20 protein-coding genes and 1 tRNA gene are annotated in these 25,642 nt (G+C 63.9%); 9 read left to right on the forward strand and 12 right to left on the reverse strand.

Annotated elements, in window-relative coordinates; all coding sequences use genetic code 11:
- Positions 1–5: 5 nt before the first annotated feature.
- Together ACYG97_RS01835 and ACYG97_RS01840 are read left to right on the forward strand one after the other, a co-directional pair.
- Positions 6–1,133, forward strand: coding sequence for an ABC transporter permease (locus tag ACYG97_RS01835; RefSeq protein ID WP_023732063.1), 1,128 nt, complete (start codon positions 6–8; stop codon positions 1,131–1,133).
- Between the two features lie 47 nt (positions 1,134–1,180).
- The gene (locus ACYG97_RS01840; RefSeq protein WP_023732062.1) at positions 1,181–2,800 is read left to right on the forward strand and encodes an ABC transporter ATP-binding protein; all 1,620 of its coding nucleotides are present in this window, start codon (positions 1,181–1,183) and stop codon (positions 2,798–2,800) included.
- Between the two features lie 41 nt (positions 2,801–2,841).
- On the opposite strand, the gene ACYG97_RS01845 is transcribed toward ACYG97_RS01840, so the two are convergent.
- The gene (locus tag ACYG97_RS01845) at positions 2,842–3,180 is read right to left on the reverse strand and encodes a hypothetical protein (RefSeq protein WP_023684572.1); all 339 of its coding nucleotides are present in this window, start codon (positions 3,178–3,180) and stop codon (positions 2,842–2,844) included.
- A gap of 168 nt (positions 3,181–3,348) precedes the next feature.
- A tRNA-Pro gene (locus ACYG97_RS01850) sits at positions 3,349–3,425 on the reverse strand.
- A 200-nt stretch (positions 3,426–3,625) separates the two neighbouring features.
- Between ACYG97_RS01850 and ACYG97_RS01855 the strand changes: the two genes are divergently transcribed.
- Together ACYG97_RS01855 and ACYG97_RS01860 are read left to right on the forward strand one after the other, a co-directional pair.
- The gene (locus ACYG97_RS01855) at positions 3,626–5,146 is read left to right on the forward strand and encodes a phosphomannomutase/phosphoglucomutase (protein ID WP_023732061.1); all 1,521 of its coding nucleotides are present in this window, start codon (positions 3,626–3,628) and stop codon (positions 5,144–5,146) included.
- Between the two features lie 11 nt (positions 5,147–5,157).
- Positions 5,158–7,395, forward strand: a complete 2,238-nt coding sequence (locus ACYG97_RS01860; protein WP_023732060.1) for a mannose-1-phosphate guanylyltransferase/mannose-6-phosphate isomerase — start codon at positions 5,158–5,160, stop codon at positions 7,393–7,395.
- Positions 7,396–7,468: 73 nt separating this feature from the next.
- On the opposite strand, the gene betB is transcribed toward ACYG97_RS01860, so the two are convergent.
- The 5 genes from betB to betI are packed head-to-tail and all read right to left on the reverse strand — an operon-like array spanning position 7,469 to position 13,769.
- The gene (gene betB, locus ACYG97_RS01865) at positions 7,469–8,932 is read right to left on the reverse strand and encodes a betaine-aldehyde dehydrogenase (protein ID WP_023732059.1); all 1,464 of its coding nucleotides are present in this window, start codon (positions 8,930–8,932) and stop codon (positions 7,469–7,471) included.
- A gap of 51 nt (positions 8,933–8,983) precedes the next feature.
- The gene (gene betA / locus ACYG97_RS01870) at positions 8,984–10,636 is read right to left on the reverse strand and encodes a choline dehydrogenase (RefSeq protein ID WP_023732058.1); all 1,653 of its coding nucleotides are present in this window, start codon (positions 10,634–10,636) and stop codon (positions 8,984–8,986) included.
- Between the two features lie 3 nt (positions 10,637–10,639).
- On the reverse strand, positions 10,640–11,644 hold the full coding sequence (locus ACYG97_RS01875; RefSeq protein WP_023732057.1) for a threonine/serine dehydratase: 1,005 nt from the start codon (positions 11,642–11,644) through the stop codon (positions 10,640–10,642).
- Positions 11,641–13,170 carry a choline-sulfatase gene (gene betC / locus ACYG97_RS01880; RefSeq protein WP_023732056.1) on the reverse strand — a complete coding sequence of 510 codons (1,530 nt, stop codon included), beginning with the start codon at positions 13,168–13,170 and terminating at the stop codon, positions 11,641–11,643. The genes ACYG97_RS01875 and betC overlap by 4 nt, the downstream gene beginning before the upstream one ends.
- A gap of 8 nt (positions 13,171–13,178) precedes the next feature.
- Positions 13,179–13,769, reverse strand: a complete 591-nt coding sequence (gene betI, locus ACYG97_RS01885; protein ID WP_023670745.1) for a choline-binding transcriptional repressor BetI — start codon at positions 13,767–13,769, stop codon at positions 13,179–13,181.
- A 189-nt stretch (positions 13,770–13,958) separates the two neighbouring features.
- Between betI and ACYG97_RS01890 the strand changes: the two genes are divergently transcribed.
- Positions 13,959–15,125, forward strand: a complete 1,167-nt coding sequence (locus ACYG97_RS01890) for an acetyl-CoA acetyltransferase (RefSeq protein WP_023732055.1) — start codon at positions 13,959–13,961, stop codon at positions 15,123–15,125.
- 27 nt (positions 15,126–15,152) lie between these two features.
- Positions 15,153–16,157, forward strand: a complete 1,005-nt coding sequence (locus ACYG97_RS01895; RefSeq protein WP_023732054.1) for an asparaginase — start codon at positions 15,153–15,155, stop codon at positions 16,155–16,157.
- Here the strand turns inward: ACYG97_RS01895 and ACYG97_RS01900 are convergent.
- On the reverse strand, positions 16,150–17,505 hold the full coding sequence (locus tag ACYG97_RS01900; protein WP_023732053.1) for a TIGR03808 family TAT-translocated repetitive protein: 1,356 nt from the start codon (positions 17,503–17,505) through the stop codon (positions 16,150–16,152). The two genes, ACYG97_RS01895 and ACYG97_RS01900, sit on opposite strands and share 8 nt — an antisense overlap.
- 139 nt (positions 17,506–17,644) lie before the next feature.
- On the opposite strand from ACYG97_RS01900, the gene greA reads away from it, so the two are divergent.
- Positions 17,645–18,118, forward strand: coding sequence for a transcription elongation factor GreA (greA, locus tag ACYG97_RS01905; RefSeq protein WP_023670749.1), 474 nt, complete (start codon positions 17,645–17,647; stop codon positions 18,116–18,118).
- Positions 18,119–18,229: 111 nt separating this feature from the next.
- Here greA and ACYG97_RS01910 read toward each other — a convergent pair whose 3' ends face one another.
- The 3 genes from ACYG97_RS01910 to ACYG97_RS01920 all read right to left on the reverse strand — a co-directional run bounded on the left by ACYG97_RS01910 (position 18,230) and on the right by ACYG97_RS01920 (position 21,985).
- Positions 18,230–18,361: an AbrB/MazE/SpoVT family DNA-binding domain-containing protein gene (locus ACYG97_RS01910; protein WP_023732052.1), complete on the reverse strand. Its 132-nt coding sequence runs from the start codon at positions 18,359–18,361 to the stop codon at positions 18,230–18,232.
- A 64-nt stretch (positions 18,362–18,425) separates the two neighbouring features.
- Positions 18,426–20,546 carry a methylmalonyl-CoA mutase gene (gene scpA, locus ACYG97_RS01915; protein ID WP_023732051.1) on the reverse strand — a complete coding sequence of 707 codons (2,121 nt, stop codon included), beginning with the start codon at positions 20,544–20,546 and terminating at the stop codon, positions 18,426–18,428.
- Positions 20,543–21,985, reverse strand: coding sequence for a methylmalonyl-CoA mutase subunit beta (locus tag ACYG97_RS01920; RefSeq protein ID WP_023732050.1), 1,443 nt, complete (start codon positions 21,983–21,985; stop codon positions 20,543–20,545). Before ACYG97_RS01920 ends, scpA begins: the two co-directional genes overlap by 4 nt.
- A gap of 349 nt (positions 21,986–22,334) precedes the next feature.
- Between ACYG97_RS01920 and ACYG97_RS01925 the strand changes: the two genes are divergently transcribed.
- A complete protein-coding gene (locus ACYG97_RS01925; protein ID WP_023732049.1) occupies positions 22,335–23,879 on the forward strand; it encodes a helicase HerA-like C-terminal domain-containing protein in 1,545 nt (514 codons plus the stop codon).
- A gap of 37 nt (positions 23,880–23,916) precedes the next feature.
- Here ACYG97_RS01925 and ACYG97_RS01930 read toward each other — a convergent pair whose 3' ends face one another.
- Positions 23,917–24,816: an SMP-30/gluconolactonase/LRE family protein gene (locus ACYG97_RS01930; protein ID WP_023732048.1), complete on the reverse strand. Its 900-nt coding sequence runs from the start codon at positions 24,814–24,816 to the stop codon at positions 23,917–23,919.
- Positions 24,817–24,921: 105 nt separating this feature from the next.
- Here ACYG97_RS01930 and ACYG97_RS01935 point away from each other — a divergent pair, with 105 nt between their 5' ends.
- Positions 24,922–25,641 (forward strand): FadR/GntR family transcriptional regulator, encoded by a 720-nt coding sequence (locus ACYG97_RS01935; protein WP_023732047.1) that lies wholly within the window; start codon positions 24,922–24,924, stop codon positions 25,639–25,641.
- The last annotated feature ends 1 nt before the right edge of the window (position 25,642 follow it).

A 25,642-nucleotide genomic window follows, 5' to 3' on the forward strand; every position in this document is an offset into this window, starting at 1 on the left:
GCGCTATGAGTGACATCACAGCCGCCGCCGCTCCGCCGGCCGTCGTCGGCCGCTCGCTCTGGGGCGACGCATGGGCGCGCCTCAAAGCCAACCGCGCCGCCATGTTCAGCCTCTATTACCTGGCCTTCATTGGCGTCATCAGCATCTTCGGCCCCTGGTTCGTGCCGCATCAGTACACCACCATCTATGCCGACTATGTGCGCACGCCACCAAGCTTTTCAGCCTATCCGAAGCCGGACATGATCGAGACGGCGCTCAAGGATGCCATCAAGCGCATGCGCGTCGACATCAAGGAGTGGAGACTGGAGGGCAGTCGCGTCACCGTCACCGTCACCTCGACCAAACCGATCGACGACCGCAACATCCGCTATCTCGACCGCTCCGATGCCTTCGACGATACCAAGATAGAGAGCAAATCGGCCGACGGGCTCGAATTGACTATGACTGCGTCGGTCAAACAGCAGTACTTCCTGTTCGGCACCGACAACACCGGTCGCGATCTTCTCTCGCGAACGCTGATGGCAGGGCGCATCTCGCTGGCCATCGGCCTGCTTGCCGGCATTGTCGCCGTGGTCATCGGCGTCCTCTACGGGGCGGCGGCAGGCTTTTCCGGCGGCAAGATCGACGAGGTGATGATGCGCATCGTCGACGTGCTCTATTCCTTGCCCTTCATTTTCTTCGTCATCATGCTGGTGGTGTTCTTCGGCCGCAACTTCGTGCTGATGTTCCTGGCGGTGGGAGCGGTGCTGTGGCTCGACATGGCGCGCATCGTGCGCGGCCAGGCGCTGTCGATCCGGCGGCAGGAGTATGTCCAGGCGGCCGAAGCCATGGGCGTCGGCCGGCGCGGCATACTGCTGCGCCATGTCATCCCCAATCTGCTCGGACCAGTGGTGATCTACATGACGCTGCTGGTGCCGCAGGTCATCATCCTGGAAAGCTTCCTGTCCTTCCTCGGCCTTGGCGTGCAGGAGCCGATGACCAGCTGGGGCGTGCTCATCTCGGTCGGCGCCAAGAACATCGGCACCGCCAACTGGCTGCTTTTGTTCCCCGCCTTCTTCCTCGTGTCGACGCTGTTTGCGCTGAACTTCGTCGGCGACGGCCTGCGCGACGCGCTCGATCCAAGAGACCGATGAAGATGGGACGGATAAAGATGGGGACCGATAAGATGGGGACCGTTGCGATGGAAGCGCCCGAAACGATCCTCAGCGTCAAGGACCTTCGCGTCCGCTTCCGCACGCTCGACGGCGCGGTCGAAGCGGTCAAGGGCATCAACATCCACGTCAAGGCAGGTGAAACCGTTGCCGTGGTCGGCGAATCCGGATCCGGCAAGAGCCAGACCATGATGGCGGCGATGAGCCTGCTGGCGTCCAATGGCGAGGCGACGGGTCACGTCGATTATCGCGGCCGCAATCTTCTGACCATGACCAAGAGCGACCTCAACAAGGTGCGCGGCGCCAAGATCAGCATGATCTTCCAGGAGCCGATGACCTCGCTCGATCCACTCTATTCGATCGGCAACCAGCTTATCGAACCGATCCGCAAGCACCGCGGGCTGAACGCAGCCGAGGCACGGAACGAGGCGCTCAAGTTGCTCAGGCTGGTGCATATCCCCGATCCCGAGCGGCGGATGAAATCCTATCCGCACGAAATGTCGGGTGGCCAGCGCCAGCGCGTCATGATCGCCATGGCATTGGCCAACGACCCCGACATCCTGATCGCCGACGAGCCGACGACGGCGCTCGACGTCACCATCCAGGCGCAGATCCTGGTGCTGCTCGCCGAATTGCAGCGCAAGCTCGGCATGGCCATCGTCTTCATCACCCACGATCTCGGCATCGTCCGGCGCTTTGCCGACCGCGTCTACGTCATGCGCTATGGCGAGGTGGTCGAGGAAGGCGAGGCGGAAGCACTTTTCGCCAACCCGCAGCATGCCTATACCAAAATGCTGCTGGCCGCCGAACCGACCGGCACCAAGGCGGCGCCGCCGCCCAGCGCTCCGGTGCTGCTGGAGGGCCGCAATGTCGAAGTGACCTTTAAGATCGGCGGCGGCTTCCTTGCCGGCGAACCGCTGCTGCTACGCGCCGTCGATCACATTTCGATCCGGCTGAAGCGCAACCAGACCATCGGTATCGTCGGCGAGTCCGGTTCGGGAAAATCGACGCTCGGCCGCGCACTTCTGCGCCTGTTGCCCAGCGACGGTGTCATCCGCTTCGGCGACCGCGACATCTCCACCGCCGACCGCCAGGCGATGCGGCCGCTGCGACGTGAGATGCAACTCGTCTTCCAGGATCCGTTCGGCTCGCTGTCGCCGCGCATGACCGTCGGCCAGATCATCACCGAAGGGCTTCTGGTGCATGAGCCGAACCTGTCAGGTAAGCAACGCGATCAGCGCGCCGTCGAGGCCTTGCTCGAGGTCGGCCTCGACCCCAACGCACGCAACCGCTACCCGCACGAATTCTCCGGCGGCCAGCGCCAGCGCATCGCCATCGCGCGTGCCGTGATCCTGAAGCCCAAACTGGTGGTGCTGGACGAGCCGACTTCGGCGCTCGACCGCTCGGTGCAGAAGCAGATCGTCGAATTGCTGCGCAAGCTGCAGGCCGACCACGAACTGTCCTACCTCTTCATCAGCCACGATCTCTCCGTGGTGCGCGCCATGGCCGACTACATCATCGTCATGAGGCAGGGCAAGATCGTCGAGGAAGGCCCGACGGAAGAGATCTTCAGCAACCCGCAGGCCGCCTACACCCAGACGCTGATGGCTGCGGCGATCGATGTCACGCGCTTCAGGCTGAGTGCTTAAGGCGTGACGTTCAGCAGATAGTCAGGGTAGGGCCAGTTCGCTTAGCCCGCTGACCTGGGGCATCTGTTGGCCCTTGTCGCGACAATGGCCTCTTGCCGCTGCTTCAGCAGTTCGATTCTGGCCGTCTCACGCTTGGCCACTGCGCTCTTCACGCGCGTGCCGCCGAGCAGCCAGTTCGGCACGCTGGTGTTGGCGACCTTGCCGCGGGTGATGGCGGTTTGCGAGATGTCGCGCGCGGTATCGCCTACGGCGGTGTTGAGCTCGGCGCATGTCATGCTGTCGTATTTCGCCGGGTTCACCGCGCTGCCCAGCGATGAGCAGCCTGCCGCCAGGGACAAAGCGAGCAGCGCTGACAGCCGGCTTGAAATCAACAAATTCATCTTCCGCAAACCTCGTTCCGGCCGCTGTCTCGGCGGCATTCCTATTATCGAGTTAGCGCGGAAGGTTGTCGCGTCAAAACACCATGCTGACAGCGACGCCGACGCAGCCGGTTTGCATCAAGCTATCTTGTGGGTCGGGAGAACAAACACCTAAGTGTCTGTTTTTTCTGGTCGGAGTGGCAGGATTTGAACCTGCGACCCCCTCGTCCCGAACGAGGTGCGCTACCAGGCTGCGCTACACTCCGTGACCAGACCGCGGGCTTATAGCTGCCACATACCGTTCCTGCAAGCGGCAATGGCAGCGCTTCTGTCGCATTTCGTTGGCTTTCGTTGGGCATTGCCGCAAAGCTTGGCTTTCCCTCCCGGGATAAACCCGGCTTAAAGCCTTGTGTGCTAAGTCGCAGCCTCGATAAATCGCGTTTTCGCCATCTGGAGCTTTGCTGCCTTGCCCCTGAAAATCGTAGGCGACGCCCGGCCCAACAGCTTCGAATTCGAAACCGAAGCGCTGATCAAGGCGTCCGGCTTTCGCGAATACGACGCGCGCTGGTGGTTTGGCCATGCCGGTTCGACGCAACCGCCGGACCTGAACCTGATCGGCGTCCAGGCGCTGGGCATGGGCCTGGGCACTTTGATCCGCCGTCTTGGCGCCGGGCCCGACATCGTCACCGGGCATGATTTCCGTTCCTATTCGCTTGCCATCAAGCTGGCGCTGGTTTCCGGCCTGATGGCTGCGGGCGCAAAGGTGAAAGACATTGGCCTGGCGCTGTCGCCCATGGCCTATTTCGCCCAGTTCGCACTCGACGTGCCATCCGTCGCCATGGTCACGGCGTCGCACAACGAGAATGGCTGGACCGGAGTCAAGATGGGTGCGGCGAGGCCGCTCACCTTCGGACCAGAGGAGATGAGCGCACTGAAACAGATCGTGCTGTCGAGCGACTTCGATCTCGCCGGCGGCGGCTCCTACGAATTCGTCTCCGGTTTTCGCGAGACCTATCTCGACGATCTGGTGAGCGACAAGCGCATCGCGCGAAAGCTGAAAGTCGTGGCCGCTTGCGGCAACGGTACTGCCGGCGCCTTCGCGCCACAGGCGCTGGAGCGCATCGGTTGCGAGGTGATCCCGCTCGATGTCGAGCTCGACCACAGTTTTCCGCGCTATAACCCCAACCCGGAAGACATGCAGATGCTGCACGCCATCCGCGACAAGGTGCTGGAGACCGGCGCCGATGTCGGGCTGGGCTTCGATGGCGACGGCGACCGTTGCGGCGTGGTCGACAATGAGGGCAACGAGATTTTTGCCGACAAGGTCGGCGTCATGCTCGCGCGGGACATATCAACCCAATACCCCGGCTCGGCTTTCGTCGTCGATGTCAAGTCGACCGGCCTGTTCAACACCGACAGCGTCCTGCGCGCCAACGGCGCGAAGACAGATTACTGGAAGACCGGCCATTCCTACATCAAGCGCCGGGTCGCCGAACTGGGCGCCGTTGCCGGCCTCGAGAAGTCGGGCCATTTCTTCTTCAATCCGCCGATCGGCCGCGGCTATGATGACGGTCTCATCACGGCAATAGCCATTTGTGAGATGCTCGTCCGCAACCCCACAAGTTCGATGGCCGATCTCTATCGCGCGCTGCCGCTGACCTTCGGCACGCCGACCATGTCGCCGCATTGCGCCGATGACGTGAAATACGGCGTGGTCGATCGGGTGGTGGCGGACTTCCAGGCGATGCAGCGCGCCGGCAAGGCTTTTGCCGGCCAGAAGATCGCTGACCTGATCACCGTCAACGGCGTGCGCATCGTGGCCGAAGATGGCACCTGGGGCTTGGTACGGGCGTCGTCGAACAAGCCGGAGCTTGTCGTGGTTGTCGAAAGCCCGGTATCGTCCGACCGCCGCCGGCAGATGTTCGAGGCCGTCGACGCCGTGCTGCGCCGCAGCCCCGAAGTCGGCGCTTACAACCAGACGTTCTGATTGGACCTTTCATGAGCGAGCGCATCGTCAGTTTTGTCATGAGCGGCGGTGTCGGCTCGCGCCTGTGGCCGCTGTCGCGCCAGGACAACCCGAAACAGTTCCACGATCTCTCCGGCGACGGCTCGATGCTGGCCAAGACCTTGCGCCGGCTGACGGCGCGGCCGGAAGGTGAGACGCCGATCTTCCTGATCGCCGCCGAGCGCCATGCCGAGCGTGTCCATGCCGACCTTGCCGGCCTCGACCTCGCCGGCGGTGGCCCGCTGTTCGAGCCGACCGGGCGCAACACGGCTGCCGCCGTGGCGCTGGCCGCGTTGCGCACATTGTCGGAGTTCGGCGACAGCCTGGTGCTGGTGGTGCCGTCAGACCATGAAATCGCCACGCCCAAGCAGTTCTGGCAGAGCGTCGAGGCTGGCAGCCTGGCAGCCCTTTCCGGCCGTCTGGTGGTGTTCGGCATCAAGCCGACGCAGCCCGAGACCGGCTATGGGTATATCGAAGTCGCAGCCGAAAGCGGCGGCGTCTTCGACGTGTCGCGCTTCGTCGAAAAGCCCGACCTCGCCACCGCGCAGAGCTATCTCAGTGCGGGCACCTTCTACTGGAACACCGGCATTTTCCTGTTTCGCGCCAGCGCCATGCGCGATGCATTTGCGGCCTTCCAGCCCGACATCTGGCAGGCCACCCAAGCGGCCTACAAGGCAGCGACTTCGGATCTGTCCGGCCTCTATATGCCGCTCGACCTCTACGCCGCCATCCCGTCGAACTCGATCGACTACGCCATCATGGAGCGGGCCAAGGACATCGTCATGGTACCGGCCGGCTTTCGCTGGAACGACCTCGGCTCCTGGCAGTCGCTGCTCGATGTCGGCCCTGCTGATGCCAATGGCAATGTCGTCGTCGGCGATGTTGTCGCCATCGATTGCGAGAACTCCTACATCAGAAGCGACGGCCGGCTTTTGTCGGCTATCGGCATGAAGGACGTCGCGATCGTCTCGACGGCGGACGCCACCTTCGTCGCACCGGTCAGCCACAGCCAGCACGTCAAGAAGATCGTCGAGCAGCTGGAGAAATCGGGACGGCTGGAAACCAGGTTTACGCCGGCACACGACCGCGTCATCGAGAGCGGCGCCTGGCGTCGGCGCGTGCATCACTGGCTGTTCGAGGAGACCTTGCCGCTGTGGTCAACTTCAGGCGTCGATGAGCGTCATGGCGGCTTCCACGAGGCGCTGGGTTTCGATGGCAATCCGCTGTTGAAGCCCAAGCGTATGCGCACGACGGCCAGACAGGTCTATGCCTTTGCGGTCGCCAGGGCACGCGGCTGGGACGGTCCGGCGGACCGGTTGATTAGCCACGGCATCGCCTTCATGGCCGGCAAGGGCCGCACCGAGAGAGGCGGCTGGGTGCGCACGCTCAATGTCGACGGCTCCGTCGCCGACCCAACCGAGGATGCCTACGACCATTCCTGCGTGCTGCTGGCGCTGGCGCATGCGCATATGTGCGGCAATCCGGATGCGCTGCGGCTGGGCCAGGAGACCTTCGTGTTCCTCGACGCGCATCTCGAGGACAGCCGCATGACCGGCTTCCTCGAGACGTCGGACGGCGAGGGCGAGCGGCGCTCCAACCCGCATATGCATCTGCTCGAGGCCTTCCTCGCCTGGTATAAGGCGACCGGCGACCGCACCTATCTGCGCCGCGCCGCGCGCATCATCGACCTTTTCCGCAGTCATTTCTTCGATGCCGAGAGCTGGACGCTGGGCGAATATTTCGACGCCGGGTGGAAGCCGGCCGCCGGCGAGAAGGGCACATGGACCGAGCCCGGCCATCATTTCGAATGGGCCTCGCTGCTCACCGATTTCGTCGCCCGCAGCGGCCAGGGCGAGTTGAGCAATTTTGCCCGCAAGCTCTACGCCTCGGCCATCGCCAACGGCCTCAACCGCGCCACCGGCCTTGCCTACGGCGCGGTCTCCAGACAGGGCCTGCCGCTCGACCTTGTGTCGCGGAGCTGGCCGCAGGCCGAAGCGATCAAGGCGGCGATTGCGCTGGATGGCTCGGGTGGTCCCGACCTCAAGCCCGAAATCGAGGCGCGCGTCGGCCGGCTATTCCGCTGGCACATCGACCCGGCGCCGCTCGGCCTGTGGATCGACCGCATCGACGAACGCGGCCGCTCCTTGGCATCGGACGTGCCGGCCAGCATCTTCTATCATCTGGTCTGCGCGCTGACGCAGTATCTTGATGGGACAGCGCAGAAGGGGTGAGGTTGTTGAGAGGCCGGTGCGAGGCACCCCCCTCTGCCGTGCAGGGCAGAGGGGGGTGCCTCGCGCCAACCCCTCAATACGGGCTCGCTACATCCCCGGTCTCGACATACACCGCCTTCAGCTGCGAATAGAGCGCTAAAGCCGCCAGCGAGTTCTCGCGCCCGATGCCGGATTGCTTCACCCCGCCAAACGGAATTTCCACCGGCGTCAGATTGTAGGCGTTTATCCAGCAGGTGCCGGCCTGCAGTTCGGCGATCACCCTATGAGCGCGCTGCAGGTCGCGGGTGAAGACGCCGGCGGCGAGGCCGAATTCGGTGTCGTTGGCGCGGTCGATCACCTCGTCCTCGCCGTCGAACTTCAGCACGCTCATCACCGGCCCGAAAATCTCCTCGCGCGCAATGCGCATCTTATCGGTGACACCGGTGAACACGGTTGGTTCTACAAAGAAGCCGCCATCGAACCCTTGCAGCGACGGCACGTTGCCACCGCAGGCGAGCGTTGCTCCATCCTGCCTGCCGGCCGCGATGTAGGAAACGACCTTCTCCTGCTGCGCCTTGTTGACCAGCGGCCCCATCTGCGTCTCAGGATCGAGCGGATCGCCGATGCGGATCTTTTTCGTCCGCTCGACCAGCCGGTCGACGAAGCGGTCATGGATGCCGCTTTGTACGAAAACACGCGTGCCGTTGGAGCAGATCTGCCCGCTCGAATAGAAATTGCCGAGCATGGCGCCGCCGATGGCGTTTTCGAGATCGGCATCGTCGAACACGATCAGCGGCGACTTGCCGCCGAGTTCCATCGTCGCATGCTTCATCTTCGAACCGGCGAGCGACAGCACCTTGCGGCCGGTCGGCACCGAGCCGGTCACCGAAACCTTGGCAACGACATCATGGCCGACGAGGCCGGCGCCGACTTCGCCATAGCCTTGCACGACGTTGAACAGCCCGTCGGGCAGGCCCGCCTCTGAGTAGATCTCGGCCAGCGCCAGCGCCGACAGCGGCGTGTTCTCCGAAGGCTTGAATACCATGGCGTTGCCCATGGCGAGCGCCGGGGCGGATTTCCAGCCGGCGATCTGGATCGGATAGTTCCAGGCGCCGATGCCGACGCACACACCGAGCGCCTCGCGGCGCGTATAGGCAAAAGGTCCACCAAGATCGATCGCCTCGCCGTTGAAGGCGGCAACCGCGCCGCCGAAATGTTCGAGGCAGTCGGCGGCCGATAGTGCATCCGCCACCAGCGTCTCCTGGATCGCTTTGCCCGTGTCGAGCGTCTCGATCCGCGCCAGATCGGCGTTGCGCGCGCGCAAAATGTCGGCGGCGCGGCGCAGGATGCGGCCACGCTCGACCGGCTTCATCCGCGCCCAGGCCGGTTGTGCGGCCCGCGCGGCTTCGATGGCGAGCTCCAGCACGTTCGGAGTCGCCGAATGCAAAGTGGCGATGACCTCACCGGTCGCCGGATAGATCACCGGCAGCGGCGCGCCGCCTTCGTCCTCGATGTAGCGGCCGTTGACATAGTGCGATGCCGTTGGCTGGGCGCGCATGCTGTTCTCCAGATGTATTCGCTATTGCGGAGCAGTCCGCCGGACAATGCCCTATCGATCCGCCACCTGCCAGCGCGGATTGATCCAGGGTTCCTGGTTGGATGGCGCCAGCGGCGTGCGGCCGAGAATGTGGTCGGAGGCCTTTTCGCCGGTCATGATCGAGGGCGCGTTGAGATTGCCATTGGTGACGCGCGGAAAGATCGAGGAGTCGGCGACCCGCAACCCGTCGATGCCGATGACGCGGCACTCCGGATCGACGACGCTCGTGATGTCATCGGCCCGACCCATCTTGCAGGTGCCGCACGGGTGATAGGCGCTCTCGGCATGATCCCGGATGAAGGCGTCGAGATCCTCGTCCGACTGGACATGCGAACCCGGCGAGATTTCCTTGCCGCGGAAGCCGTCAAAAGCCTTCTGGCCGAAGATCTCGCGGGTCAGCCGGATGCAGTGGCGGAACTCGGTCCAGTCGTCTGGATGCGACATGTAGTTGAAGCGGATGACCGGCGTCGCTTTCGGGTCGGGCGAGCGCAGCGTCACCGAACCGCGCGACTTCGACCGCATCGGCCCGACATGCGCCTGGAAGCCATGGGCCTTCGCCGCCGCCTTGCCGTCATAGCGCACCGCAGCCGGGATGAAGTGATACTGGATGTCGGGGTAGTCGACGCCGGCCTGCGAGCGCACGAAGGCTGCGGCCTCGAAATGGTTGGTGGCGCCGAGGCCGGTCTTGAAGAACAGCCACTGCGCCCCGATCAGCGCCTTGGAGAATGGGTTGAGAACCGAATTCAGCGTGATCGGCTGGGTCGATTCCTGCTGGATGTAGAGCTCCATATGATCCTGCAGATTGCGGCCGACACCGGGCCGGTCGGCCACGACCTGGATGCCGTTCTCCTTGAGATGCGCGGCCGGGCCGATACCGGACAGCATCAGGATCTTGGGCGAATTGATCGATGATGCGGCAACGATCACCTCACGTCGCGCCTTAACGACCTGAATCTGTTTGTGAGCTTCGATCTCGACTCCGACGGCACGCTGATTCTCGATGATCACCCGGCGGGCGAAGCCTCTGATCACGCTGACATTTTGCCGCTTGAGCGCCGGCTTCAGATAGGCTGACGCCGCCGACCAGCGGCGGCCGCCGCGAATGGTTTGCTCCATCGGTCCGAAGCCTTCCTGCTTCGAACCGTTATAGTCGTCGGTCAATTCAAAACCCGCCTGACGGCCGGCTTCGACAAAGGCGCCGTAGAGCGGATTCTTTCGCAGGCCGCGCTGGACGTGCAGCGGGCCGCCGTGGCCGCGCCAGCCGTCCTCGCCGCCGTCACTGTCCTCCATGCGCTTGAAATAGGGCAGCACGTCGGCGAAGCCCCAGCCGGCGGCCCCCTGTTCGGCCCAGTGGTCGAAGTCGCGTGCGTGGCCCCTGACATAGACCATGCCGTTGATCGAGGACGAGCCGCCGATCACCTTGCCGCGTGGCGTCGCCAGCACGCGGCCGCCGAGATGCGGCTCCGGTTCGCTGGCAAAGCCCCAGTCGTAAAGGCTCATGTTGAGCGGGATCGACAGCGCCGACGGCATCTGGATCAGCGGCCCGGTATCGGTGCCGCCGAACTCGATGACGATCACCGAATGCTTGCCGTCTTCCGACAGCCGGTAGGCCATGGCCGAGCCGGCCGAGCCGGAGCCGATGATGACGAAGTCTGCTTCAAGCATGGTTCACATGCGCCCATCGTTCATATGCGAAATAAAATCGGCGAGCGAGACATTGCCGCCGGTAGCCACAACCAGGACCGCTTTACCCGTCACATCCACCTTGCCGCCGAGCAGCGCCGCCAGAGAGGCGGCGCCCGATGGCTCGAGCACCAGCTTCATCCGTTCGAAGGCGATCTTCATTGCCCGCCGCACGGAGGCATCATCGACGGTGATGCCGCGCACGCCGGCGGTCTTGACCGCCGCAAACGGCGCGTCGCCCGGCCGCCGCGACATCAGCCCGTCGCAGATCGACTTCGGCGCGATCGGCATGGTCTCGATGGCGCCATGCGCTAGCGATGAACCCATGCCGTTGAAGCCTTCCGGTTCGACGCCGATGATCTCGGTTGCCGGCGACAGATAGTGGAAGGCGAGCGAGACGCCGCCGATCAGCCCACCACCGCCGACCGAGCAGAACAGAAGGTCGGCACTGGCGTCCTTTGCCTCGAGTTGTTCGAGCGCTTCGAGCCCGGCGCCGGCCTGGCCGGCAACGATCTCCGGATCGTCGAATGGATGCAGCAACGCCAGCCCTTCGGTCTCGGCAATCTCGCGGGCCTTGGCGGCTGCGACCTCTTCACGGGCGCGCTCGCCATGATCTGTCAGCACGACGCGCGCGCCATAGCCTGCGGTCGCATCGCGCTTGGCGGCCGGCGCGTCGATCGGCATGACGATGGTGACGGGAATGCCGAGCGCCTGGCCGGCAGCCGCCAACCCTTGCGCGAAATTGCCGGAGGAGTAGGCGACGACGCCTTTTCTGGCCTCATCCGGCGACAGCCGCTTCAACCGCCAATAGGCCCCGCGCACCTTGAACGATCCCGCCCATTGCAGCGATTCCGGCTTGATAAAGACGCGGGCCGCACCCGTCTCCTTGGCCAAGGCTGTCGATTCCAGCAAAGGCGTGATCTGCGTCGCCTTCGACGTCACGGCATAGGCCTGTCTGAGGTGCTCGAGGGAGGGGACAATTGTCATCATTCGCCTCGCGGAAAGCGTTTCTGTTCCTCGAGATTGTCGAGGTTCATGTGGTTGCGCATGTAGCGTTCCGACGCCTTCTGCAGTGGCTGGAATTCCCAGGGGTAATGCGTGCCGTTGCGCAGCGCGGGATAAACCACCCAGCGCCGCGCCTGGCTGACGCGCACCGCGGCATCGAATGCCGTCATGTCCCAGCGCGCTCGCACGGCTCCCGTGAAGGCCGCCACCAGATCGGCATGCGCCGGATCGGTGGCAAGATTGGTGCGTTCTTGCGGATCGGCTTCGAGATCGAACAGAAGCGGCGGGTCGATCTCGCAATGGATGAATTTGTAGCGGCCGTCGCGGATCGCCACCAACGGCGCGTTGGAGCCCTCGGCGGCATATTCCATCAGCACCGGCGCGGTGCGCTGTCCGCCATCAAGCAACGGCAGCAGCGACTGGCCATCGGTCCACGGCGCGATGGCAGAGATGTCGATGCCGGCGAGATCGCACAGTGTCGGCGTCACGTCGAGATTGGAGACCGGCGCCTCGACCAGCCCGGCAGGAATGCCTTTGCCGGCGATCATCAGCGGCACCCGCGCCGAACCTTCGAAGAAGTTCATTTTGAACCACAGGCCGCGCTCGCCAAGCATGTCGCCGTGGTCGGAGCAGAACAGGACGACCGTGTCGTCCAGCATGCGCGTGCGTTCCAGCACCGACATCAGGTCGCCGACCTTGTCGTCGAGATAGGAGATGTTGGCGTAGTAGCCGCGCCGCGAGCGGCGGATCTGCTCCGGCGTGATGTTGAAACTGTCGTAGTCGCTGGCCCGGTAGAGCCGCTGCGAATGCGGATCCTGATCTGCATAAGGGATGAATCCCACCTCCGGTTCAAGCGCCGGACAGTCTTCATAGAGATCCCAATATTGCCGCCGAGCGACATAGGGGTCGTGCGGATGGGTGAAGGAAACCGTCAGGCACCAGGGCCGGCTCGCCGCATCGTCGGAGGTGCGGGCAAGATCGTAGAGTTTTTGCACCGCGTGGAAGGCGACCTCGTCGTCATACTCCATCTGGTTGGTGATCTCGGCAACGCCGGCGCCGGTGACCGAGCCCAGATTGTGATACCACCAGTCGATGCGCTCGCTGGGCTTGCGGTAATCCGGCGTCCAGCCGAAATCGGCGGGATAGATGTCGGTGGTCAGCCGCTCCTCGAAACCGTGCAACTGGTCCGGCCCGACGAAATGCATCTTGCCCGACAGGCAGGTGTAGTAGCCGGCGCTGCGCAGATGATGCGCATAGGTCGGGATCGAGGAAGCGAACTCGGCGGCGTTGTCATAGACCTGGGTGCGCGACGGCAATTGCCCGCTCATGAAAGCGGCGCGGCCCGGCGCGCAAAGCGGCGAGGCCGTGTAGTTGTTGCCGAAGCGCGCCGAGCGTGCGGCCAGCGCCTTGAGATGCGGCACATGCAGGAAGTCCGCCGGCCCGTCCGCAAACAGCGTGCCGTTGAGCTGATCGACCATGACGATCAGGATGTTGGGTCGCCTTGATATCACTGAGGCTGTCACTGTGTCTGTCGCCCGCCGAGTTTGATTTCGAGATAATCTTCGACCAGCGCGATCGCGGTTTGAGCATCCGGCACGCCGTCCTTCAGCGCGCGCCTGATGTACAGCCCGTCGATCATCGCCGCGACCGCTTCCGCCGCGCGGTCGGCTTCGTTGCGCGGCAGTATGCCGATCAGTCCGCTCATCAGGTTGGAATGCAGCCGCCGCGCATAGACCCTGAGCAGCCGGCGCAGGGCCGATGATTTTTGTGCCTCGACATAAAAGGCGAGCCAGGCCGCGATGGTTTCCGGCCGGAACTGGATGTCGGAGAAGTTGACGGCGACCACCGCCGAAACGCGTTCGCGCGGCGAGCCGGCGGATTGCAGGGCGCGCCGCATGTCGATGGTCAGCTCGGCCAGTATGTGCCGCATCGTCGCCAGAAGGAGCTCGTCCTTGGCGCCGAAATAGTGGTGGGCAAGGGCCGACGACACGCCCGCCCGTCCGGCGATCTCCGACATGGTCACATCAAGCGAGCCGCGCTCGCCGATCGCCGAGATCGTCGCGTCGATGAGCGCCTTGCGGCGCAACGGTTCCATTCCGACTTTCGGCATTGGGGAGATCCAGATTAAAACGGAGATTATTTTTTATTGACGGATCAATCAATAAAAAACTCGCGCTCGGATCAATCGATCATGTCGCTCTGGCCCATCCTTTGGACTGGAAAACAGTTCACTGTTGAACAATATTAGAGGCTGATGCCGCGCTATGACATGTTAGGCTTGCGGCAAACGGAGGTTGCCATGACCGCATGCATCGTCGGATGGGCGCATTCGCGCTTCGGCAAGCTGGAAGGCGAGACGCTGGAAGGCCTGATCACCAAGGTCGCGGTCGACGCGCTCGACCATGCCGGCATCGGTCCGGACGAGGTCGACGAGATTGTGCTCGGCCATTTCAACGCAGGCTTCTCCCCTCAGGATTTTACCGCCAGCCTGGTGCTGCAGGCCGATGACCGGCTGCGCTTCAAGCCGGCGACGCGGGTCGAGAACGCCTGCGCCACGGGTTCGGCAGCGGTCCGCCAAGGGATCCGCGCCATCGACGCCAATGCCGCCCGCATCGTGCTGGTGGTCGGTGCCGAGCAGATGACGACGACCCCCGGCCCCGAGATCGGCAAGAACCTGCTCAAGGCTTCCTATCTGCCGGAGGAGGGCGACACGCCGGCCGGTTTCGCTGGCGTCTTCGGCAAGATCGCGCAGGCCTATTTCCAGCGTTATGGCGACCGGTCCGACGCGCTGGCGATGATCGCCGCCAAGAACCACAAGAACGGCGTCAACAATCCGTATGCGCAGATGCGCAAGGATTTCGGCTACGAGTTCTGCCGCCAGGAAAGCGAGAAAAACCCGTTCGTGGCCGGTCCGCTGAAGCGCACGGACTGTTCGCTGGTCTCCGACGGTGCTGCCGCCCTTGTGCTGACCGACACCTCGACGGCGTTGATGATGCGCCGCGCCGTCGCCTTCCGCGCCAACGAGCATGTCCAGGATTTCCTGCCGATGTCGAAGCGCGACATCCTGTCTTTCGAAGGCTGCGAGCAGGCCTGGAACCAGGCTTTGAAGAAGGCCGGCGTGACGCTCGACGACCTCTCCTTCGTCGAGACGCATGACTGCTTCACCATTGCCGAACTGATCGAATATGAGGCGATGGGCCTGGCCAAGCCGGGCGAGGGCGCCAGGCTGGCGCTAGACGGCACGACGGCAAAGGACGGCAGGCTGCCGGTCAATCCTTCGGGCGGGCTGAAGGCCAAGGGCCATCCGATCGGCGCCACCGGTGTGTCGATGCATGTGCTGACCGCCATGCAGTTGACCGGCGAAGCAGGCGGCATCCAGGTGCCGGACGCAAAGCTTGGCGGCATCTTCAACATGGGTGGCGCTGCCGTCGCCAACTACGTTTCCATCCTCGACCGGATCAGGTAGAAGCGGCCCGTATTTTTCGGGGTGGTGATGACAAATCCGGTTCTGGTCGAAGTCTTGCGCGGCGCGATCGTCGAGAGCGCCCATCGCGGCGCTGTCGCAATCTTTGACGGTGACGGCAAGCCTGTCCTGGAGATCGGCGATACGGCGCGGCCGGTGTTTCCGCGCTCGGCGGTCAAGGCGATCCAGGCGCTGCCGCTGGTCGAAACGGGTGCCGCCGATGCCTATGGCTTCGGCGACCGCGAACTGGCGCTGGCCTGCGCTTCACATTCAGGCGAACCCGCGCATGTCGAACTGGCGCAGGCGATGCTGGCCAAGGCCGACCTCGACAAGTCGGCGCTGGAATGCGGCGCGCATTGGCCGTCGAGCCACGACGCGACGATCGCACTGGCCCGCACAGGCGTCTCGCCGAACGCACTGCACAACAATTGCTCGGGCAAGCATTCCGGATTTCTCTGCACCTGCGTGCACTCAGGGATTGCCCACCAAGGCTACGTCAAGGCAGGCCATGGTTTGCAGGAGATGGTGCGCGACGCCATGCAGGCGGTGACCGGCGCTGCCCACGATGCGGATCACCGGGCAACCGATGGCTGCTCGATCCCCACCTATGCCGTGCCGCTGAAAAGCTTTGCGCTGGGCTTTGCCCGCATGGCGACGGGCAGGAGCCTTGGCCCTGAGCGCGCCAAGGCGGCCAAACGCCTGCTGTCTGCCTGTATGGCCGAGCCTTTCCTGGTCGCCGGCACCGGCAAAGTGGATGTGGCGCTGATGCAGGCCGCGCCCGGCCGCATATTCGTCAAGACGGGCGCCGAGGGTGTCTATTGCGCCGCCGTTCCGGAGCTTGGCCTCGGCATCGCGCTAAAATGTGATGACGGCGCCGGCCGCGCCGCCGAGGTGATGATTGCCGCTGTGCTGGCAAAACTTCTCAGCGCCGACGGCGCACTGGAGGCGAACCTTCTGGAGCGGGCCAATCCGCCGATCGAAAGCCGCATCGGCGCCAAGGTCGGCTCGCTACGGCCGACGACGACGCTCAGCTGACCCTGTTTCGCTCGACCGTCAGATGCGCATTGCCGCTTACGCTTGACCGCGCGAGGTCGCCGGTCGCCGGTTCGGCCCAGCGCTGGCCGATGATGGCGCCGTTCCTGGCGCCGTCGATGACGTTGTCGGAGATGATGGCGTTCCCAGCGCCTTCGACCACAGTGACGGCGATGCCGGTTCCCGCCTTGCGGATGATGTTTCCCGTCGCCACAACATTGCGCATATAGGCGCCCCAGCCGATCTGCATGCCGTAGAGCGGCGCGTTCTCGATGACATTGCCCGAGACGGTGGTGTCGGCCTCGACGCTGATACCGACGCCGAAGCCCGGCGCGTCGGCGGGGTAAGGGCCGGCGGTCGAGAGGTTGCGCACGATGTTGTTCGAGCAGACACCCATACGGCCGCCCTCGTTGAAATTGACGATCGAGATGCCGTTAGCGGCACCATCGACGATGTTGTTGCCGATGATGGTGCCTTCGAAGGAGAATTCGGAATAGAGCGCCGTTTCGCCCGACCGCGAGCAGGTGTTGCCGGTCATCTGCAGATTGCTGGAACTGTTGGCGCGGATTGCCGAGAAGGCGCAGTCCGAGACGATGTTGCCGGTGACCGAGACATTGCCGGCACGGAATGCGTTGATGCCATTGCCGTTCTGCCCGGTGCCGCCGCTGCGGGCGCCGATCCGCTGCACGCGGTTGCCGCTGACGATCGTGCCGTCCTCGGCCTGCTGCCAGCGATGGACAAGAATGCCGCCATTGCCGCAGTCGGATACGGCATTATCGGATATCGCCAGGCCAGCGGCCTCGACGGAGTAGATGCCGGCGTCCGCAGCCCCCGAAATCTCGGAGCGCTCGACGCGGCCCGACGCATGCTCCAGCGCCAGCCCATGCTTGCCGCTGCCGGTGATCGTGCAATTGTCGATGACGAGATGGGCGACGCGGCGCAGGTCGAGCAGGCCTTGCGCATCGTCGGCCAACCCGCCGTTGGCGCCGTCGAAGACCAATGCGGTGAACTCTATATGCTCGGCCTGTTCGGCCGTCAGCAAATGGCCACTGCCGCCATAGAGGATGCGCGAGGCGCCCGGCACGCCCGAAAGCCTGACGCGGGCGGGCAGGGTCAGGTTGGACACGACATAGGTGCCCGGCGGCAGGAACACCGGCGCATTGCGCTGGCTTGCCTCGGCTAGCATCCTGGCGAAGGCCCTGCTCTGGTCGTCCGGTGCGTCCGGCTCCACGCCAAGCTCGGCGGCATTGATCGAGCCAAGCGCTGCCGTCTTCGCCAAGGCGTTGTCCAACGAAACGCCGAGCACCGCAAAGCCGACAGTCCCCTTGAGAAGCGTTCGTCTGTTCAACATCGGCACAGATCCCTGCGATGAAATGGTTCTTCGCAGGAATTGGGCCAGCCGCATAGGTCTCCGCTCGGCGATAGTCCGACCAATGACCGGGTCCGCCAAGTGGCTTGTACAGTCGCCGAAGCGGGCCTAAGTTTATCCGATGAGCAGGGCTTTCACCCGCGAGGAAGACAGCGAAAACGCCATTGCCGGCATCGGCGAGCGGCCGATCAGCCAACACCGCAATCTGGTGACGGAGCGCGGCCTGGCGATGATCGAGGACAATCTGGCCGATCTGCGCGACATTTTGGCGAAAGCCGAGCGAAAAGCCGATCGCGAGCGCATTGCCGTCGTCTCGCGCGACCTGCGCTACTGGACAGCGCGCCGCGAAAGCGCCGAGCTTTCCGTGCCGGAACCGGGCAGCGACCAGGTGCGCTTCGGCATGGGTGTCACGCTGGAAAGCGATGACGGCAAGAAAGTGCACTGGAAGATCGTCGGCGAGGACGAGGCCGACCCCTCAAAGGGCAGCATCTCACACGTCTCGCCAATGGCCGTGGCGCTGTTCGGCAAGAAGGTCGGCGACGTCGCAAGCGTCAACGGCAAGGAATGGGAAATCGTCAAGCTGTCGGACGCCTGACGCCAGCTCACCCTATTTGCACAGCCAGCTTTCGCAACGCGGGCTCATACTTGTCCATGACATCGCGAGCAGCACGTATTTGCCGTTCGACGTCGTCACACGGCACCGGCCTTAGGATGATGCCGTCGTGGTTTCGATGATCTGGAGTTCATCGCCCACTTGCAGGCTCAAGCTGTCGAGCGTTTCCCGCGGCAGGATTACAACGCCCGATCCGTCCTCAAGTCCGTGAATGATGGTGTTCATAGCTATACCATAGGTTGCGCCCGATATTGTAACGCAACTTTGATAAGCAGTGCAACTGTTTCAATCAGCCCGCCAGCAGCCGGTCCAGCAACCGATCCGCAGCCTCCGGGATAACCGTCCCTGGCGGAAAGATTTCCGCGGCACCCGCTTCCAGCACTGCGCCGTAATCCTGCGGCGGGATGACGCCGCCGGCGACGATCAGCATGTCGCTGCGGCCGAGCTTCTTCAGCGCGTCGCGTAGTTCGGGGATCAGCGTCAGGTGCCCCGCCGCCAGCGACGAGGCGCCGATGACATGGACGTCCTGCGCCACCGCCAGCCTGGCGATCTCGTCGGGTGTCTGGAACATCGCGCCGACCGTCACGTCGAAGCCGAGATCGGCGAAGGCGGTGGCGATCACCTTCTGGCCACGGTCGTGGCCGTCCTGTCCCATCTTTGCGACCAGGATGCGCGGCTTGCCGCCGGACTTCTTCTCAAAAGCTTCGAGCTTCTCCAGCAATCGGTCGACCGTCAGATTGTCGCCAAGCGCATTGCGATAAACGCCGGAGATCGTTTGCACCGAGGCGACGTGACGGCCAAAGACCTTTTCGAGCGCCAGCGAGATCTCGCCGACCGTGGCATTGGCGCGCGCGGCGAGGATGGCAAATTCCAGCAGGTTTTCGTTACCCTGCGCAGCGCGGGTCAGCGCATCGAGCGCGCTCTCGACCGCGCCGACATTGCGCGTGCCTTTCAGGTTCTGCAGCTTCGACAATTGCCGGGCCTTGACCTCGGCATTGTCGATCTTCAGCACGTCGACCTCGCTATCGTTCTCCGGGCGATGCGCATTGACGCCAACCAGTATCTGCTCGCCGGAATCGATACGCGCCTGCGTGCGCGCCGCCGCTTCCTCGATGCGCAGTTTTGGAATGCCCTGTTCGGTTGCCGCCGCCATGCCGCCAAGCGCCTCGACCTCTTCGATATGGGCGAGCGCACGCGCCGCCAGATCGTGCGTCAGCCGTTCGATATAGGCCGAGCCGCCCCACGGATCGATGATGCGGGTGGTGCCGGATTCCTTCTGCAGGATCAACTGCGTGTTGCGGGCGATGCGCGCCGAGTGGTCGGTCGGCAGCGCCATCGCCTCGTCGAACGAGTTGGTGTGCAGCGACTGGGTATGTCCCTGCGTCGCCGCCATCGCCTCGATCATGGTGCGGGTGATGTTGTTGTAGGGGTCCTGCGCCGTCAGCGACCAGCCGGAGGTCTGGCAATGGGTGCGCAGCGACAGCGAGCGTTCATCCTTCGGTGCAAAATTCTTCTGCATCAGGGTCGCCCACAACAGGCGCGCCGCGCGGAGCTTGGCGATCTCCATGAAGAAGTTCATGCCGACCGCCCAGAAGAAGGAAAGCCGCGGGGCGAAACGGTCGATATCGAGCCCGGCGGCGACGCCGGCGCGGGCATATTCGATGCCGTCGGCGATGGTGTAGGCGAGCTCCAGGTCCGCGGTCGCGCCGGCCTCCTGCATGTGATAGCCGGAGATCGAGATCGAATTGAACTTCGGCATGTGCTGGGAGGTATAGGAGAAGATGTCAGACACGATCCGCATCGAGGGCTTCGGCGGATAGATGTAGGTGTTGCGGACCATGAACTCCTTCAGAATGTCGTTCTGAATGGTGCCGGCGAGATCCTTCTGCGCAACTCCTTGTTCTTCGGCCGCAACGATATAGAGCGCCATGATCGGCAGCACCGCGCCGTTCATGGTCATCGACACCGTCATTTCGTCGAGCGGGATGCCGTCGAACAGCTGGCGCATGTCGAGGATGGAATCGATGGCCACGCCCGCCATGCCGACATCGCCTGATACGCGCGGATGGTCGCTGTCATAGCCGCGATGGGTGGGCAGATCGAAAGCGACCGAAAGGCCCTTTTGGCCGGCGGCGAGATTGCGCCGGTAGAAGGCGTTGGATTCCTCGGCCGTCGAGAAGCCGGCATATTGCCGGATCGTCCACGGCTGCTGGACATACATGGTCGGGTAGGGACCGCGCACGAAGGGCGGCATTCCCGGATAGGTGTCGAGATGCGGAAGCCCCTTGAGATCGCCCTGGCTGTAGAGATGCTTGACGGCAATGCCTTCCGGCGTCAGCCGCTGGCCCTTGACCTCGACCGGCGCGCGCCGTGGCGCCGACCAGCCAACATGGCTGAAATCCGGGATCACTGTGCGGCTCCGATTGCCTGGTCGATGCGGACGGGAAACAGCGCCTCGCACACCGCCACGCCCTCTGTGAAAGGCGGCCGCCGCTCAGCCGCCAGCGTCTCGACCGGGGCATCGTTTTTCAGCGGGTAAAGCGTGGTGCCGATGATTGCCCGTTCACCACTCCGATAAGCTTCGGCGCGACGCGCGGACGCTGCCTTCACGCGCGACTGGATATGCCCTTGCTGCAGGCTTGCCAGAACGCCGCCTTCCGCTTCGATCCGCTGGAACTCTTCCCACGCCGCTTCGCACAGGCCCAGGGTCAGCGCCTCGACCGCGCCCGACCCCAAGGCTGGGTCGGCGACATGGTCGATATGGCTTTCATTGGCCATGATCAACTGTGCATTGCGGGCGATGCGGCGGGCAAAGCCGGCCGGCAGCCCGTGGGCGATGGTGTGTGGCAGGGTGGAGATCGAGTCCGCGCCGCCTGCTGCCGCTGCAAAGCTGGCAATGGTGGTGCGCAGGATGTTGGTTTCGGCATCCGCCGCCGTCATCATGCGGAACGACGTCTCGGCATGGATGTTGGCTGTCGATGCCGGGATGGAACAGGTTTCCTGGATACGTGCCCACAGCCTGCGCAACGCCCGGACCTTGGCCATGGACAGGAACTGGTCCTGGTCGACGCTCAGCGCAAAGCCGATATGGGGAGCGGCATAGACAAGCGGCTGGCGCGCATCCTCGAACATCCTGAGGTAGGACACGGCGGAAGCGAGCATGGTGCCGAGTTCCTGCGCCTCCGTGGCGCCGGCATTGTGGAACACCCGCCCGTCTGCCTCCAGCAGCACACCCGGCACGCCCAGCGAGAAGAAATGCGCCAGCGATTGCGGCATCGATGCCTGCAACGCCTCGATCGACATGCGCAGCCGGCCGGTTCCGGCAAAGATTGCCGCCGGGTCGATGCCGAAGGAGAGGTTCAGCTTTGCCGGGTCGGAGCGGCGCTTGCTCAGGAACGCCACCAGCCAGTCGGCAACGGCACGGCTCCAGGGATGGGCGTCGATGCGGATCTGCGTGCGGTTTAGCGGTACGCCGTCCAGCACCGTCTCCAGCGCCTGCGCCGTCCTCGGCAGGCCATAGCCGAACGCATTCGGAGCACCCTCGAAGACAAGCGACAATCCCGTCGCGCCTTGTGCCACATCGTCCAGGGCCTGCGTCTTGGCGCGGCCGATATCGGGATCGTCAATGCGCTGGCTGACAATCCAGGGCAATTTGGGGTTGGCGCGCACAAGCGGCTCGGCGCCGCCGGCGCGATCGTAGAGCGGTTCGATGCGAATCTGATCGTCGGTATGCGAGACCAGTTTTTCCTCGAAGGAGGCGCCGGCGAGCGCCTTTTCGGCCAAGGCCAGCCAACGCTGGCGCTCGACGTCAGCGGGTTCGATGCTCCTGGTCAAGGCTCCGGCGCCCATCCATGCTCCTCGTTTTTATGCGGCCGCACCAACCTCAGCGGTCCAGTCTACGGTTCCCTGCCCGATATCGCAATGCAATGCGCCTGCGACGGCTGGATTCGATGTCTTGGATATAGGGCAGCCTGCGTGGACGAACCATGAACGATTGCCAAACAGCGGCAAAATCCGCAAGTTCCAAAAACCGATTTGGAGGATCGGTTCAATTTAGACGATTGGCCCAATCTGGATGAATAGCCAACTGGATGGATAGCCCAATTGGAGAATAGCATTGTCGCTGCGCAATGGCCTGACTATACCCTGCGGCAAGGCCACAGGCTTTTAACACATCGGTTTGCGGAGACATGGCCATATGGCTGACGACACCAGCATTTTCCTCGGCGCCAGCCGCAAGCCCGACGACAGCTATCAGCGCGCCGAACAGCTCTTGCTGCAATATGGCAACCGCCATGGCCTGATCACCGGCGCCACCGGCACCGGCAAGACGGTTAGCCTGCAGATCCTGGCCGAGGGGTTTTCCAATGCCGGTGTGCCTGTGTTCTGCGCCGATATCAAGGGCGACCTGTCCGGCATCGCCATGATGGGCAAGGCGCAGGATTTCCTGGTCAAGCGGGCCGAGCAGGTCAAGCTCGACCCTTACGACTTCCAGGAATTCCCGGTCATCTTCTGGGATCTGTTCGGCGAGCAGGGTCACCCGATCCGCGCCACCGTCTCGGAAATGGGGCCGCTGCTTCTGTCGCGGCTGATGAACCTCTCCGAAGCGCAGGAAGGCATCATGAACATCGCCTTCCGCATCGCCGATGAGGATGGCCTGCTGCTGCTCGACATGAAGGATCTGCAGGCGCTGCTGGCCAACATCGCAGCGCGCGCCGACGAGATCAGTTCGCGCTACGGCAATGTCACCAAGCCGTCGGTCGGCGCAATCCAGCGCACGCTTCTCGTGCTGGAACAGCAGGGTGCGGCGCATTTCTTCGGCGAACCGGCTTTGCGCATCGCCGACATCATGCGCACCACCCGCGACGGCCGCGGCGCCATCAGCGTGCTCGCTGCCGACAGGCTGATGATGAACCCCAGGCTCTACGCCACCTTCCTGCTCTGGCTGATGTCGGAGCTGTTCGAGGAATTGCCCGAGGTCGGCGATCCCGACAGGCCGAAGCTGGTGTTCTTCTTCGACGAGGCGCATCTGCTTTTCGACGAGGCGCCGAAGGTGCTGATCGACCGCGTCGAGCAGGTGGTTCGCTTGATCCGCTCCAAGGGCGTCGGCGTCTATTTCGTTACGCAGAACCCCTTGGATATCCCTGAAAAGGTTCTCGCCCAGCTCGGCAACCGTGTGCAGCACGCGCTGCGCGCCTATACGCCGCGTGAGCAGCAGGCGGTCAAGACCGCCGCCGACACCTTCCGGCCCAATCCCAATTTCGACTGCGCCACCGCCATCACCCAGCTCGGCACCGGCGAGGCGCTGGTCTCGACGCTGGAGGTCAAGGGCGTGCCGTCCATGGTGCAGCGGACATTGATCCGGCCGCCGTCGTCCAGGCTTGGCCCGATCACGGCGGACGAGCGCCGCAAGCTGATCGACCAGAGCCCGGTCGCCGGCCAGTACGACCAGACCATCGACCGCGAATCGGCCTTCGAGATGCTGCAGAAGAAAGCCAGGGATGCGCAGGACGAGCAGGCGCAGCAGGCCGACAGCGGGCGCTCGCGCTGGACCATTCCGGGCTTCGGCAATGACGATCCGCCGCCGCAGCAATCAGGCGGTCGCCGGCCCCCTGCGCCAAGGCCGTCCAACCGCCAGACGGTTGCCGAAGCCGCGATCAAAGCGGTGGTGCGCTCGGTCGGCTCGTCGGTCGGCCGCGCGATCGTGCGCGGGATTCTGGGCAGCCTGTCCAGGGGGCGGTAAAAGGCATCAGCCCGCAAGAATGCCGCATGGCGGGCACCTAACCGAAACGGTTGCTCGGTCGGCCTCGTTCTCCCGGCCGGAGCGCAAAAACGCCGCCCTCGTTCGGATGCGCGTCAAGGTGCTCCGCCGTCATCGTGAAGCGCGCTGAGGTGACGAACAGCGTATCGAGTTTGGCGCCGCCAAAGGCGCAGCTTGTCGGCCAGGAGCAGGGTAGTTCGACGATCCGATCCAGTAGGCCGTCCTGCGCGATGCGAGCAAGGCAGCTGCCGCCGACGACCCGGCAGTTCCAGATGTAGCCTTCGGCGTCCATGCAGGAGCCGTCGGGCAGGCCCCGCTCGAAGGCCCCGAAAAACCGGCGCCGGTGTTCAAGCCGCCATGCGGTCCTGTCCCAAGCATAGCTGTAGAGTTCGTTCTTCATTGTGTCGGCGGTGATGAAGCGACCGTCCGGTGTCCATGCCATGGTGTTGGTGATGCCAAAGCGGTCGTCGGACAGGCGCGTCACGCGGCCGTCGGGAGCAACCCGAAACAGCTGCCCGGCCTCCTGCGCGATGGCGACGGGCGTATCATCCGGTCCGATGTTGTTGGCCATCGTGCCGACCCAGAATGACCCATCGGGCGCGATGACGCCTTCATTCAGCCGGATGTCGGGTCTGTCCGGCTCGATCGTCGCAATCGTTCGGAACTTCCCGCCGAAGTCCCACAAGGCAATCTCGTTCCTGAGGCCGACAATGGCGCCGCCATCGGTGCGCAGCCCGATCGAGGTGACCAGATCGGGTGTCTCCCAGGACTCGTGAACTGAGGTCAGCGGATCCAGTCTGTGGATCCTGCGGCCGATAATGTCGATCCAGACCAGCCGGTCGCAGCGGTCGTCCCAGATCAGGCTCTCGCCGACGACATCACGCGCATCGAAGAGCAGGCCAGCGTTCATATCGTCCATGCGGTTCCTCCAGACCAGCGCATCCAGAACACGCTTGACATATATCTTTCGGATGAATTATCAGCAACTGAATAACAACCTGTCATACAGGTTTAAGGGAGAGACATGCAGGATCCGACGGAGGCAGCGGCTGAGCCGAATCCCGGCCTTGTGAGCACGGCGATCCAGGCAATCACCCAGCACATCCGCTCGGAGGGCCTTGCGGCCGGCGATCCGCTGCCCAGCGAAGCGGCCATGACGCGCCAGCTCAATGTCTCGCGAACCGTCGTGCGCGAAGCGTTCCGGTCGCTTTCTGCAATGCGCCTGATCGACATGAGCGCCGGGCGCCGCGCCACCGTCGCCAAGCTCGACACCGGCGCCATGTCGATGGTGATCGAGCACGGCATCACCACGCAGCAGATCAGCGTGCATCAGGTCTATGATGTCAGGCGCACGATCGAGATGCGCACCGTGGCGCTGGCGGCGCTCCGCCGCACCGAGGCGGAAGCCGCGGCAATCGCGCAATCCGCCAGGCTGATGCGTGAGAATTTCCAGCACCCTGAGATCGTCATGGAGCACGACATCGCCTTTCACGAGGCGATCGCGGCGGCCTCGCACAACCCGGTCTTCTCGCTGATCGTCACCGCCTTCAGCGGGGTCACGCGCCGCACCTGGGTGATCGGCTGGCGGACACGCTCCTCCAGCGAAGACCAGCTCAAGATGATCAAGGGGCACGAGGACATAGCCGAGGCGATCCTCAAGGGCGATCCGCGGCTCGCCGTCGAGCACATGGCGCAACATTTCGACAAGAGCGTCAAGGCGCTCCTCGACGCGGGAATCGCCTGAC

The sequence above is a fragment of the Mesorhizobium sp. W067 genome, assembly GCF_054719525.1.

Excerpts from the sequence above, each read along its gene's own strand:
- betB (WP_023732059.1), bottom strand. The coding sequence starts at position 8,932 with ATGCGCGCCCAGCCAACGGCATCGCACTATGTCAACGGCCGCTACATC.
- ACYG97_RS01930 (WP_023732048.1), bottom strand. The coding sequence starts at position 24,816 with ATGGACGATATGAACGCTGGCCTGCTCTTCGATGCGCGTGATGTCGTC.
- ACYG97_RS01935 (WP_023732047.1), top strand. The coding sequence starts at position 24,922 with ATGCAGGATCCGACGGAGGCAGCGGCTGAGCCGAATCCCGGCCTTGTG.
- ACYG97_RS01835 (WP_023732063.1), top strand. The coding sequence starts at position 6 with ATGAGTGACATCACAGCCGCCGCCGCTCCGCCGGCCGTCGTCGGCCGC.
- betI (WP_023670745.1), bottom strand. The coding sequence starts at position 13,769 with ATGCCGAAAGTCGGAATGGAACCGTTGCGCCGCAAGGCGCTCATCGAC.
- ACYG97_RS01875 (WP_023732057.1), bottom strand. The coding sequence starts at position 11,644 with ATGATGACAATTGTCCCCTCCCTCGAGCACCTCAGACAGGCCTATGCC.
- greA (WP_023670749.1), top strand. The coding sequence starts at position 17,645 with ATGAGCAGGGCTTTCACCCGCGAGGAAGACAGCGAAAACGCCATTGCC.
- ACYG97_RS01910 (WP_023732052.1), bottom strand. The coding sequence starts at position 18,361 with ATGAACACCATCATTCACGGACTTGAGGACGGATCGGGCGTTGTAATC.
- ACYG97_RS01840 (WP_023732062.1), top strand. The coding sequence starts at position 1,181 with ATGGAAGCGCCCGAAACGATCCTCAGCGTCAAGGACCTTCGCGTCCGC.
- ACYG97_RS01895 (WP_023732054.1), top strand. The coding sequence starts at position 15,153 with ATGACAAATCCGGTTCTGGTCGAAGTCTTGCGCGGCGCGATCGTCGAG.
- ACYG97_RS01860 (WP_023732060.1), top strand. The coding sequence starts at position 5,158 with ATGAGCGAGCGCATCGTCAGTTTTGTCATGAGCGGCGGTGTCGGCTCG.
- ACYG97_RS01920 (WP_023732050.1), bottom strand. The coding sequence starts at position 21,985 with ATGGGCGCCGGAGCCTTGACCAGGAGCATCGAACCCGCTGACGTCGAG.
- ACYG97_RS01890 (WP_023732055.1), top strand. The coding sequence starts at position 13,959 with ATGACCGCATGCATCGTCGGATGGGCGCATTCGCGCTTCGGCAAGCTG.
- ACYG97_RS01900 (WP_023732053.1), bottom strand. The coding sequence starts at position 17,505 with ATGTTGAACAGACGAACGCTTCTCAAGGGGACTGTCGGCTTTGCGGTG.
- betA (WP_023732058.1), bottom strand. The coding sequence starts at position 10,636 with ATGCTTGAAGCAGACTTCGTCATCATCGGCTCCGGCTCGGCCGGCTCG.
- ACYG97_RS01845 (WP_023684572.1), bottom strand. The coding sequence starts at position 3,180 with ATGAATTTGTTGATTTCAAGCCGGCTGTCAGCGCTGCTCGCTTTGTCC.
- ACYG97_RS01925 (WP_023732049.1), top strand. The coding sequence starts at position 22,335 with ATGGCTGACGACACCAGCATTTTCCTCGGCGCCAGCCGCAAGCCCGAC.